This window comes from Pseudoalteromonas sp. SWN29, from assembly GCF_015864465.1.
Lineage (GTDB): Bacteria > Pseudomonadota > Gammaproteobacteria > Enterobacterales > Alteromonadaceae > Pseudoalteromonas.
Genome location: NZ_JADYXE010000022.1, coordinates 1 through 12,390 on the forward strand (window position 1 = coordinate 1; position 12,390 = coordinate 12,390).

At 39.1% G+C, this 12,390-nt stretch carries 11 protein-coding genes and 3 tRNA genes; 9 read left to right on the top strand and 5 right to left on the bottom strand.

All coding sequences use genetic code 11. The annotated features are described in order from the left end of the window. Window positions 1-85: 85 nt before the first annotated feature. On the bottom strand, window positions 86-775 hold the full coding sequence (locus tag I6F53_RS10025; RefSeq protein ID WP_165729298.1) for a DUF3334 family protein: 690 nt from the start codon (window positions 773-775) through the stop codon (window positions 86-88). Window positions 776-891: 116 nt separating this feature from the next. Here I6F53_RS10025 and cmoA point away from each other — a divergent pair, with 116 nt between their 5' ends. From cmoA to I6F53_RS10050, 5 genes are all read left to right on the top strand, one after another. Beyond that, window positions 892-1,617 carry a carboxy-S-adenosyl-L-methionine synthase CmoA gene (cmoA, locus tag I6F53_RS10030; RefSeq protein WP_165741406.1) on the top strand — a complete coding sequence of 242 codons (726 nt, stop codon included), beginning with the start codon at window positions 892-894 and terminating at the stop codon, window positions 1,615-1,617. A 12-nt stretch (window positions 1,618-1,629) separates the two neighbouring features. Then, on the top strand, window positions 1,630-2,598 hold the full coding sequence (gene cmoB, locus I6F53_RS10035; protein WP_197239425.1) for a tRNA 5-methoxyuridine(34)/uridine 5-oxyacetic acid(34) synthase CmoB: 969 nt from the start codon (window positions 1,630-1,632) through the stop codon (window positions 2,596-2,598). Between the two features lie 190 nt (window positions 2,599-2,788). Next, window positions 2,789-3,841 carry a phosphoribosylformylglycinamidine cyclo-ligase gene (purM, locus tag I6F53_RS10040; protein WP_101163170.1) on the top strand — a complete coding sequence of 351 codons (1,053 nt, stop codon included), beginning with the start codon at window positions 2,789-2,791 and terminating at the stop codon, window positions 3,839-3,841. Next, window positions 3,841-4,488 (top strand): phosphoribosylglycinamide formyltransferase, encoded by a 648-nt coding sequence (gene purN, locus I6F53_RS10045; RefSeq protein WP_002959994.1) that lies wholly within the window; start codon window positions 3,841-3,843, stop codon window positions 4,486-4,488. Before purM ends, purN begins: the two co-directional genes overlap by 1 nt. A 16-nt stretch (window positions 4,489-4,504) precedes the next feature. After that, entirely contained in the window at window positions 4,505-5,239 is a 735-nt protein-coding gene (locus I6F53_RS10050) for a DUF3108 domain-containing protein (RefSeq protein WP_197239462.1), read from the top strand. 43 nt (window positions 5,240-5,282) lie between these two features. On the opposite strand, the gene I6F53_RS10055 is transcribed toward I6F53_RS10050, so the two are convergent. Beyond that, window positions 5,283-6,047, bottom strand: coding sequence for a class II glutamine amidotransferase (locus I6F53_RS10055; RefSeq protein WP_197239427.1), 765 nt, complete (start codon window positions 6,045-6,047; stop codon window positions 5,283-5,285). A gap of 254 nt (window positions 6,048-6,301) precedes the next feature. Here I6F53_RS10055 and I6F53_RS10060 point away from each other — a divergent pair, with 254 nt between their 5' ends. The 4 genes from I6F53_RS10060 (at window position 6,302) to fadE (ending at window position 11,258) form a co-directional block, all read left to right on the top strand. Next, on the top strand, window positions 6,302-6,835 hold the full coding sequence (locus tag I6F53_RS10060) for a hypothetical protein (protein WP_197239428.1): 534 nt from the start codon (window positions 6,302-6,304) through the stop codon (window positions 6,833-6,835). Between the two features lie 10 nt (window positions 6,836-6,845). Beyond that, on the top strand, window positions 6,846-7,403 hold the full coding sequence (locus tag I6F53_RS10065) for a hypothetical protein (protein ID WP_197239430.1): 558 nt from the start codon (window positions 6,846-6,848) through the stop codon (window positions 7,401-7,403). Between the two features lie 68 nt (window positions 7,404-7,471). After that, window positions 7,472-7,693 carry a hypothetical protein gene (locus tag I6F53_RS10070; protein WP_197239431.1) on the top strand — a complete coding sequence of 74 codons (222 nt, stop codon included), beginning with the start codon at window positions 7,472-7,474 and terminating at the stop codon, window positions 7,691-7,693. A 1,108-nt stretch (window positions 7,694-8,801) separates the two neighbouring features. Then, window positions 8,802-11,258, top strand: a complete 2,457-nt coding sequence (fadE, locus tag I6F53_RS10075; RefSeq protein ID WP_197239436.1) for an acyl-CoA dehydrogenase FadE — start codon at window positions 8,802-8,804, stop codon at window positions 11,256-11,258. An 815-nt stretch (window positions 11,259-12,073) separates the two neighbouring features. On the opposite strand, the gene I6F53_RS10080 is transcribed toward fadE, so the two are convergent. The 3 genes from I6F53_RS10080 to I6F53_RS10090 form a co-directional block, all read right to left on the bottom strand. Beyond that, window positions 12,074-12,150, bottom strand: a tRNA-Asp gene (locus tag I6F53_RS10080). 41 nt (window positions 12,151-12,191) lie between these two features. Further along, window positions 12,192-12,268: transfer RNA gene (locus I6F53_RS10085), tRNA-Asp, on the bottom strand. Between the two features lie 27 nt (window positions 12,269-12,295). Beyond that, window positions 12,296-12,372, bottom strand: a tRNA-Asp gene (locus I6F53_RS10090). Window positions 12,373-12,390 lie beyond the last annotated feature (18 nt).

A 12,390-nucleotide genomic window follows, 5' to 3' on the forward strand; every position in this document is an offset into this window, starting at 1 on the left:
TGTGAAGAATCAAACTGAATACCAGCCTCAAGCTATTTAAAGAAAGCTTGAGGCTGGTTAGAAGAGATGGTATCTACGTAAAACGTTACAGCCCTAAACCTGCCATAAAGTCGTCATCTGCATCATCTTGCACAACGTCTTTAGCTTTTGCGCTTTCTTTTTCAGCTTTCTTTTTAGCTTCGTTTTCAATTATGTCATCTGGATCGAGCGCTTCTGCAATATCAAAGTCGTGTAATTTAATAAACTCTGTTTTATCCATCGCTAATTCCAAGTAAAAGATATTTTGTTTACTTGTGGTGAATGTTACGCGGCGTGCTTGTGGGCGATCCATCGTGGTATCTACCGATATTTGCACTTGCTTGTTTATTGCCATCATTTTTGGCTGGTTTTGCGTAATTGAAGTATGTAGCTGCTCGCGCACTTTAGACGTAAAGTCGCCAACAATTTGATTCATCAACTCGCCTAGTACGTTTGATACGTCGTCTGATAAATGGCTATGCGCTATTTCATTCTCAGGCATACCCATGTTGCGCATGTAATCGCCATAAATTTCCATCGCCGCTTGCGAGGTAAAGTTGGTAATTACAAGGCCGGTAAAACCGCCGTCAAATAAAACAAAGCAGCCAATATCTGGTCGCATACATGTACGCGTTATTTTTTGTACCATAGCAGAGTAACTAATACCGTTACCACTTGCTGATGTAAGTACACCTGTAACCGAATGACAAAGGGTTGCTAATATATCGTCTGTGCTGATGACCTTGCTTTTGCTCATTTAATCTTCTCTTTTATACTTATTATTCATAATTCTAGTCAAGCTACTGAATTTATCACTGACTATCCAGTATAAAATGTTAAAATAACTCTATTATTTACAAAGAGACTGCCTTCGTGACCATAAAAGACAGTATTTATGCCTCTGAGCAACAAGTAAAAGATTTTAGCTTTGACCAAAATGTAGTCGAAGTTTTTCCAGATATGATCCAGCGCTCTGTACCGGGCTATGCAACTATTGTTAGTACAATGGGTAAACTTGCCGGTGAATACGCACAAAGTAACTCTAATCTTTACGATTTAGGTTGCTCACTGGGTGCAGTAACGCTTAGCATGCGCCGAAATATTCGCACCGATAACTGCCATATAATAGCGGTAGATAACTCGCAAGCGATGGTTGAGCGTTGCAAGGTACATTTACAGGGTTTTAAATCAGAAGTCCCCGTTACTGTTACTTTAGGTGACATTAATGAGCTTGAGATTCAAAACGCCTCAGTTGTAGCAATGAACTTTACACTACAGTTTATTCCACATGCTCAGCGCCAAGCCGTTCTTGAAAAAATATACGCTAATTTAAAACCTGGCGGTGTATTACTGCTTAGCGAAAAAGTAAAAGCCGAAAACGAGCTATGCGATAATTTATTAATAGATTTGCACCACGACTTTAAACGTCACAATGGCTACTCTGAGCTTGAAATAAGCCAAAAGCGGACCGCCATCGAAAACGTTATGCGCCCAGATACACTCAGCGCTCACTTTACTCGCTTACAAGATATTGGTTTTAGCCAAACTCAAGTGTGGTATCAATGTTTTAATTTTTGCTCAATGGTAGCAATTAAATAAAGAGAGTGACTTATGTCTCAATGGTTTAACCAATTTTACGCATCTATTGTACAAAGCCCTCTTAGCCACTGGCTAGAAACCTTGCCAGCCCAGTTAAAACATTGGCAAAACGAGGCAAGCCATGGCGATTTACCTAAATGGCAAAAAGTGCTTAAAAATTTGCCTGAAGTAAAAACTACGCATGTAGATGTCTCTACCAAGGTAGAAATAGGCGCGCCTGGCGAAATGAGTGATGGCGAACAAAAACAAGCGATGCATTTATTAAAGCGCATGATGCCATGGCGCAAAGGCCCATTTAGTGTTCACGGTATTGAAATAGACACTGAATGGCGCAGCGATTGGAAGTGGGATCGCCTACTTCCTCATATTGAGCCATTAAAAGGCCGCACTGTTTTAGATATTGGTTGTGGTTCTGGTTATCATTTATGGCGTATGCGCGGTGAAGGTGCAGAGTTTGTAGTGGGTATTGATCCGTCTGATTTATTTTTATGTCAGTTTCAGGCAATTAAACACTATAACCCAGACGAAAACGTGCATTTATTACCACTAGGCGTTGAGGCATTACCCGAGCTTAAAGCCTTTGATACGGTTTTTTCGATGGGCGTACTTTATCATCGTCGCTCACCTATCGACTTTTTAGCGCAGTTAAAAGCGCAGCTTCGCCCAGGCGGCGAACTTGTACTTGAAACACTGGTAATTGAAGGCGATGAAAACACGGTACTCGTCCCTACCGACCGCTACGCTAAAATGCGCAACGTGTGGTTTATTCCAAGTACTGCCGCTTTAAAACTGTGGATGGAACGTGTTGGCTTTAAAGATGTGCAAATAAAAGACTGCGCTATCACCACCCTTGAAGAACAACGCAAAACCGATTGGATGGAAAACGAGTCGTTAATCGACTTTTTAGATCCAAACGATACAAGTAAAACAATTGAAGGCTACCCTGCTCCACTTAGAGCAATATTAACGGCAAAAGCATAGCGGTTAATTTAACGCTTTTAATACTAAAAAAACGCCTACGGGCGTTTTTTTGTTTATTTAAACAACAAGTAGCGGACAAGTGTCCTTGTTAATTATTTCAAAACTACATTTGCGCTAGCCGCGACCTTGCAATTGTTGTAAAATACGCGCGTTTCTAAGCTACCCAAAACAACTATTTTGAGGAAAACCTGTGAGCGAACAAAAACAGTCTCTAAGCTATAAAGACGCGGGCGTAGATATCGACGCTGGTAATGCACTTGTTGAGCGTATTAAAGGCGTAGTTAAAAAAACTCGTCGTCCTGAAGTAATGGGCGGAATTGGTGGTTTTGGCGCACTTTGCGAAATTCCTGAAGGCTACAAGCAACCAGTATTAGTTGCGGGCACAGATGGCGTTGGTACTAAATTACGTTTAGCAATCGACTTAAAAAAACACGATACGGTTGGTATTGATTTGGTTGCAATGTGTGTAAACGACTTAATTGTTCAAGGTGCTGAACCCCTGTTTTTTCTAGATTACTATGCAACTGGTAAACTAGATATAGACACAGCAGCTGACGTAGTTACAGGTATTGGCAAAGGGTGTGAAATTTCAGGTTGTGCCCTAATTGGTGGCGAAACAGCTGAAATGCCAGGTATGTATGATGGTGAAGACTACGACATGGCAGGCTTTTGTACAGGCGTTGTAGAAAAATCAAAAATAATTGATGGCACAAAAGTAGCAGCAGGCGATCAGCTTATTGCACTTGCATCAAGCGGTCCTCATTCAAATGGCTTCTCTTTAATTCGTAAAGTACTTGAAGTGTCAAAAGCTGATACCAGCGCTGACTTTGAAGGTAAAACTTTAGGCGAAACTTTACTTGAGCCTACTCGTATTTACGTAAAACCTTTACTTGAGTTATTCAAAAACGTTGACGTACATGCGCTTTCGCATATTACTGGCGGCGGTTTTTGGGAAAACATTCCACGTGTATTACCCGCTTCAGCAAAAGCTGTAGTTAAAGGTGATAGCTGGCAGTGGCCACCAATTTTTAACTGGCTACAAGAAAACGGCAACATTACTACCCACGAAATGTACCGTACATTTAACTGTGGTGTAGGTATGGTTTTAGTAGTTCCTGCAGACAAACTTGAGCAAAGCTTAACAATGCTAAAAGACTTGGGCGAAAATGCATGGCACCTTGGTGAAATTCAAGATGCAGCAGCTGGCGAAGAGCAAGTTGAAATTGTAGGTGGTGCTAAGTAATGGCACCGACTCGTCTAGTAGTTTTAATCTCAGGTAGTGGCTCTAATTTACAAGCCATCATAGATGCCTGCGAACGTGGCGAGATAAACGGACATATAGCGGCTGTTATTAGTAATAAAGCAGATGCTTATGGCCTAGAGCGTGCAAAGCAAGCCGGTATTGCTACAAAAGTGCTCAGTCATAAAGATTTTGACTCGCGCGAAGCGTACGATGCGCAATTAATGAACGTTATCGACTCTTTTATGCCAAATCTAGTTGTATTAGCTGGGTTTATGCGTATTCTTACTCCTGGCTTAGTGCAAAAATATGTTGGAAAAATGTTGAACATTCATCCATCTTTGTTGCCTAAGTATCAGGGGCTGAATACCCACCAAAGAGCAATTGATGCAAAAGACGATGTTCATGGCGTAAGTGTTCACTTTGTTACTGAAGAATTAGACGGCGGTCCCGTTATTCTTCAGGCGCAAATACCTGTACTCAAGGATGATACAGCAGAGACATTAGCAAAACGCGTGCATGAGCAAGAGCATATAATTTATCCTTTGGTGGTGAAGTGGTTCAGTGAACACAGACTTACTATGGAAGCAGATTATGCAGTTCTTGACAAAAAACAACTTCCTGCACACGGCGCGCACTACCCACAATAAAAAAATAAGTGCCCTGTTGTTATGTGCGGGCGCTTTACTTCCAACTAGCCTAATTGCAGGCGAATTGACTCAGTATCAAGCTAACTACGATATTTTACGCAAAGGTAAAAATCATGGTGAGGCTATTCGAGAGCTTAAAAAATTAAGCGAAGACAACTACGAACTTACTTATCACAGTAATATTGAGTGGATGATTTTCTCTGATTCTCGTGAAGAAACATCAAAGTTTACCTTTAAAGATGGCAAGGTTACCCCGCATCATTACAATATGATCCGCACCGGTACAGGCCCTGATAAAGATTATAAAATTGATTTTGATACAACAAACAAAGTAGTGACTAGCAGTGCTAGCGAATACCCACTTAAATGCGAATGGACTGATGAATTTCAGGATGCTATTTCGTACCAAGTACAAGTACGCGAAGGATTGAAAAAAGGCGAAACGAGCTTTTCATTCCCGCTTATTGATAAAAAAGGTAATCGCCGCGACTACAATTTTGAAGTATCTGGCACCGAGATGATTTCGTTGCCTATCGGTAATGTAGAAGCCATTAAAGTAAAGCGTTTATACGATAACGATAAACGCCAAGCAATTGCATGGTTTGCGCCAGAAATGGATTACATGCTAGTACGTATGTGGAAAGGCGAAAAAGGTATGGAGCAGTTTGAAGTTCAAATGAATTCATTTACTGTTACTGCACCTACAGCTGTTGCGCCTGCAACAGCACAACAACCTCAAGAAGCTAACTAAGTTTAATTAAACCAAAGTTAAGCTAATATTTAAAATAGGTGAGCTAAATTAGCTCACCTATTTTAAACAATGCAAATTCCCCCGGCTCCATTTTTTGCCAGCGTTCATCATTCGTCAAAGGCCTTGTAGCTATAACTGTTACTACATCGTTTGGTGTGGTCTCTTGTTGAAAATCAACCACCATGTCGGCATCAATCAAGGTTGCTTTACCAAATGGCGCACGGCGCGTTATGTAATGTAAGTTATTAGTGCAATACGCTAAAACAAATACCCCATCGGTCAATAACATATTAAACACGCCTTTTTCACGCAGAGTATGCGACAGCTTAGCTGCGTATCTAAAAACCGATGCCATATTAGATGGACGTTTTGGGTATTTTTCGCGAATTTTATCGAGTAACCAACAAAAAGCGAGTTCGCTATCGGTGTTACCTACTGGCCGATAGTACTCTGTTTTTAAATCATGATAATTTGATAATTGCCCATTATGTGCATAGGTGAGCTCGCGCCCCCACAGCTCTCGTGTAAACGGATGGGTGTTCTCAAGGCACACTCGCCCACGGTTACCTTGTCGAATATGGCTAATAACCGAGACACTTTTAATTGGGTATGCTTTAACGAGCTTTGCTATTTCAGATTGATAACTCGGCTCAGGATCTTTAAAGGTTCTACAGCCTTTACCTTCGTAAAACGTAATACCCCACCCATCTTTATGTGGGCCGGTATTTCCACCACGCTCTAAAAGGCCTGAAAAACTAAAACAAATATCGGTAGGCACGTTGGCTGACATGCCAAGTAATTCACACATAAAACGAATAACCTTTAGATTCAACTAGTTAAACTTAATTAAACAATTCAGCTCGGCACTTGGTGTGCAGTTTTGGTTGCACTTTGATTTTTTGTGTGTGCTATATCATTTATTTTTATTACTTTGATGAAGCTATTGTTAAACACCCTCACAGTAAAGGCAAGTTGATATGAATACTTGTTTCCTATCTATATTTTTTTGAGTGGCTTGGGTTATCATGACCTAACTTATAAAAACAAAATAAAGGTATTAAATTGATAGAACTATCCAAATCGGAAACGGCATTGCTAGCAGTAGTTCTTGGTTGGTTTCTAGGGCAAGGAGCTGAACTTTTTAAAAGCTATATCGCACGAAAAAAAATGCTCAAAGCATTTTACTCTGAGTTGGATGACATATTAGACCATCTAAATCAATCTAAAGAAAAATGTGAATCCGGCTTAAAAAATGCCAGATATAAAACAGTAATGTGCCCACAAAAAATTATTCGGCCAGTTTATGATAGTTATTATAAAGATATATATACCTCGCTTACTCCCTCAAAACGAAAAGCGATAAACAAAATTCATGGACATGTAACAAGCTTTAATCAACGGCTAGTCGCTATTGATGAGAGTTTTAATAATTTGGAGTTGAAGTTTCTTGCTGCATATATCGATGCTTTATGGGCTGCAGAGCTAATTAAGCATTTAAAAGATTTTAATGGAACAAAAGAGCTTAAGGATGATGAAGATAAAATCACTTTGATAAACACCGAAATTCAAAACCTTACAAAACAGAACCACATCTAAGGAGCCCTATATGAGTACCACTTTACCAACGACTGTATGTATTGATTATAAATTTTGGACTGATGTTTTTACATCGTTTGTATCTTTGGCTGTAGCATTTACAGCTGTCTTTTTTACTATTAAACAATCAAAGGCTACCATAAAGCATAATCGCTTATCCGTAACCCCTGTAATCTGCGACAACCTAGATCTCTTTGATAACACAGTAATATACAGTATAACCAATAAGGGTTTAGGTACTGCTAAAGTAAATGAGTTCAGATTTAAGTATCGCGGTACTGTATTAAATTTTGAAAAATTCGAAGATGAGTTTAAAAAAGATAATATAGATATAATAGATAACTCTCATCAATTCCATGTAGCAACCCAAGAAGATAACTCATATATATCAAAAGACGAGAAAATTGTTATTTTAAAATTTAGCTTCGCAAATAGGCTAAGCGTAAATCAACAATTAAAAAATGAAAAAATGAAAGATCTTACAGCTAATTTTTCACTCGAGTTTGAATATAGTTCTCTTTACAACAACAGCACTAAACATGAATTTGAGTTTAAAACTAAAAAGTAAAAACTTATTGACTTACATTAGTTTATGACCAAAAATCAATCATTATTTTTTTAATCTACGGAATCCAAATGATTAAATTACGACTAATCGAAATTGGAACTGATAAAGTTCAAGATATTGAATTAACAAGAGTACCAACAATTAAAGAGAAAATTAAAATCGATGATATTTTCACTTTTGAAGTAACTGATGTATTACATTTAACTTCAAGCTCTTTTGATGCTGAGTTAACCGTAAAAAAATCAGGAGTTAATCTAAATCAAATTCCAGGCCCTAAGTTTAGACGTTAATAATTGTAACTTTAATCTACTATCAGTTCTAAATTATTGTTTAACCCTCCTGCTTCAGTTTTATAGCTTATAAAAAATAGGTCTTGAATTTGGTAGTGGGTCACTATGAGTATGTGTCTGGTTCATTTTTTAAAACCAAGATTATTAGAGGCATTTTTAATGATCATGCTCCCTTATCTTTCCTATATACTTTATTAACTTTCTAGAAAATGAGCGCTTTGATTTTATCTTTTTTCACTCTCTAATTTTTAATAACTTGAATAATGAATTTAGCTGAATTTTACTGCCCACATCACCATTATTGCAATTACTGCGGCTGGAACTAAATCTACCCAAAACCTTAAAGTAACCCAGTTACCAAAAACATCATCCATGTATAAGCCCTTAATTTATTTAATTTGACTCTGTATTTTACAAAGTACGTCTAGGCCGAGTTGATCTATGTGATATAAAAAACAGCATGAATAATTCGCTAAAAAACGTTATACCGAGTCTTCATACAAAGTTTAACTTTAACCAACGCGACTAGTCGAACTTATAATAAACCAGAGCAAATAAAAACTACCTAAAGCATACTGTATAGGTCGTATGCATTACCAAGATTTACCGTCTTATTCTGGCTCTTAAAGTTCTATTTATAGATGGTTTAATTTATGGTCAGAAAAGGATACTTGGAATGAATTATTTTGTGTGTTATCTCACTATGCTATATGTATTAATGGCAGTACTATCAGTCAGTGCTCGCGTTGGCATTTACAATGATGTGCTTACCAATGTGGGCTGATTGATATAGTAATACAAAGGACAACAGCCATCATTAGTAATAATAACATTCCAAAAACTAACATGCCGAGTAATTCACACATTAATAAAATAACCCTTAAAAACCATACATTAAAATAAATAGCGTTATATTTGTGTATTAAGCGTACACTACTTATGGCTAATGCTCTGACTATCCGATAGTTATTAAGCCTCCCTCTATCGGGTAAGTAAATATCGTATTTAAGTTACTTTCTACTACAATTTAACATCGTTATGTACTTGAAAATTACTGTTACTAGCGCTACTCTAAGCGAGGTGGTCTGACCTCTATTAAGGAATAAAAATGACACTCATATTTACACTGGTTCTAATCGTGTTGCTTTGCACTGCGATTTACCACAGAGCAAGTTGGAACACAGCACTTGGTGTTTCGGCTATAACTTTATTAATTGGTACCTTTGCGGGTGCTTTTGGTTTAATTAGCTGGTTGATCTTTTTGATCATCGCGGTTCCTCTTTCTGTTACTGGCATTCGTCAGCAATATATTATCAAGCCAATTTTTGCTACGTTTAAAAAAGTAACGCCAAGCATGTCTGATACTGAAAAATCAGCTATTGATGCTGGTACAACGTGGTGGGAAGCTGACTTATTTTGTGGTAACCCAGATTGGAAAAAGCTTCACCAATACCCAGTTCCTAAACTTACTATTGAAGAGCAAGCCTTTGTTGATGGCCCTGTTGAAGTAGTATGTAGCATGTTGGACGATTGGGAAGCAACGCACGAACTAACCGACCTTCCTCAAGATGTATGGCAATATCTAAAAGATAATAAATTCTTTGCCATGATCATCAAAAAAGAATATGGCGGTTTAGAGTTTTCTGCATTTGCACAGTCATGTGTACTTCAAAAACTAACAAGTAAATCAACATTACTTTCGTCAATTGTTGGTGTACCGAACTCTTTAGGCCCAGGTGAATTATTACAACACTATGGTACAAAAGAGCAAAAAGATCATTACTTGCCGCGCTTAGCGAGCGGTCAAGAAATTCCATGTTTTGCGTTAACCTCGCCAGAAGCGGGTTCTGATGCTAGCTCAATTCCAGACTACGGTGTGGTGTGTAAAGGGCAATGGAATGGTGAAGAAGTTGTGGGTGTTAGTTTAACGTGGAATAAGCGTTACATTACACTTGCCCCGGTTGCTACTGTACTTGGCCTTGCGTTTAAGTTACAAGATCCAGATGGCTTAATTGGCGACAATAAAGAGCCAGGCATTACCTGTGCACTTATTCCAACGGATACTCCTGGAGTTGAAATTGGTCGTCGACATTTCCCGCTTAACGTACCATTTCAAAATGGTCCTACTCGCGGTAAAGACATTTTTGTACCACTTGATTACATTATTGGTGGTCCAGATATGGCTGGTCAAGGCTGGCGTATGCTGGTTGAATGTTTATCGGTTGGTCGTGCAATTACATTGCCGTCAAACTCTGCCGGTGGCATTAAAATGATTGCTATTGCGACAGGTGCTTACAGCCGAATTCGTCGTCAGTTCCGTTTACCTATTGGTAAAATGGAAGGTGTTGAAGAGTCACTAGCTAAATTAGCTGGTTACGCTTACAGCTCTGATGCTGCGGTTAGTATGTCTACGGGTGCGGTTGATTTAGGCGAAAAGCCATCGGTTGTTTCTGCCATTATTAAATACCATCTTACAGAGCAAATGCGTGATGCAACTATTCATGCAATGGATGTACTTGGCGGTAAGGGCATCATGCTTGGGCCAAATAACTATTTAGGTCGTGGCTATCAAGGTGCACCTATTGCCATTACCGTTGAAGGTGCAAACATCTTGACCCGTAATATGATTATTTATGGTCAAGGTGCAATTCGCTGTCATCCATTTGTACTAACAGAGCTTGGTGCATGTGAAATAGAGGACCGCGAAGAAGCGCTTAACGTATTTGATAAAGCGCTAATGGGTCACATTGGTTTTACTATGTCGAACCTTGTACGTACTAAGTGGCTTGCACTTACAGGTGCTCGTTTTACAAGTGTGCCGTATAACGACGAAACAGCTGAATTTTACCGTATAGCGTCACGCTTTAGTGCATCACTTGCTCTTATGTCTGACATTAGCATGGCAGTATTTGGTGGCTCACTAAAACGTAAAGAACGTATTTCAGCACGTTTAGGTGACTTACTTAGTTACTTATACTTAGTGTCTGCAACGCTTAAGCGTTACAACGACGAAGGCCGTAAAAAAGAAGATTTTGCGCTTGTTAAATGGAGCTGCCAAGATCACCTTTACCATTGCCAACGTGCACTTGCTGATTTAATTAATAACATGCCTTCGGCTCCATTACGCGCCGTACTAAAAGTATTGTTATTCCCGTTTGGTCGCCCTGTTCGTAAACCAACTGACCAACTTGAGCATAAACTAGCACAACTACTACAAGTACCTAGCGAAACGCGTAACCGTTTAGCAAGCTATGTATACTTAACAAATGAGCCGCTTAACCTTGTAGGTCGTCAAGAGCAAACGCTTAAAGACGTCCTTGATGTTGAACCGTTATTTGAAAGAGTATGTAAAGAAAAAGACCTTAAACTGCCATTCTTCCAGCTTGATAAAGTAGCGAAAATGGGTCTTGAAGCCGGCATATTAAGCCAAGCAGAGGCTGATAAACTAGCTGCTGTTGAGCAATCTCGTTTAGATGTTATTAACGTTGATGACTTTGACCCTGCGGACTTACTTGCAGGCAAAGCCGCGCGTAATAGCGTTAAAAAAGAAGCTGATGCCGCTTAATTAACTAAGTAAGTATTTACAAACTAAAAGCCAGTACATTACGTGCTGGCTTTTTTGTGCAAGATAAAAAATTTTAGTACCGTTATGAAACAATTTACTTCGTTAAATTGTTAAAATAATTATGCCGGTTGGTACAACTAGATAGCTCTAATATTTAAACACCCCCAAAAGCTCTGTATTGATTAAATACCCTTGATTTACCCTCTCATACACCTGCAAAAACTTAAACCCCCTCAAGAGCCCTACAGGTACAACACTATAAAGCGAATGACTATACTCATTTGTAATAATACTGAATCAACTGGAGGGTCAAACCTAATACTAGCAGTGTTAAAAACCCCTGATATACGGCTGCATGGATGCAGGATCATTTGCCGAGAACAGCTAAATAGCGAATTTTTAACGACGTTATAGTGCAATTTAATTCGTTAAATTGATCAAAGATTTATGCAGGTTGGTATTATATACACGATTTTCTTACCTCGAAATAGACCTTTTAATTAAGTGAATTGGTATCAAACCTAACGCAAAGTTTCAAAGTTATAAGGGGATGGATACAACGCAATGATAGAGGACTAGCCAGAACAATGGGAGATTGGGATTAAGTATTCACACGGATAATAATTGGGAAAGTATTTGATAGCTGATAGCTGATAGCTGATAGCTGATAGCTGATAGCTGATAGCTGATAGCTGATAGCTGATAGCTGATAGCTGATAGCTGATAGCTGATAGCTGATAGCTGATAGTCAAAGAATGTTTTATTGAATTATTTAATCAAGGATTTTATAAACTTGTTATTGAGGAAATAACAAGTGGCGGAGTGGACGGGACTCGAACCCGCGACCCCCGGCGTGACAGGCCGGTATTCTAACCAACTGAACTACCACTCCATAATAAGAATATGTTTTACAACCATACGTTGTGTAAGTGTTGGCGGAGTGGACGGGACTCGAACCCGCGACCCCCGGCGTGACAGGCCGGTATTCTAACCAACTGAACTACCACTCCAGCTTTTACTTACAAGTTTTACGAAAATGGCGGAGTGGACGGGACTCGAACCCGCGACCCCCGGCGTGACAGGCCGGTATTCTAACCAACTGAACTACCACTCCATATTTTCGTTGCTGTTT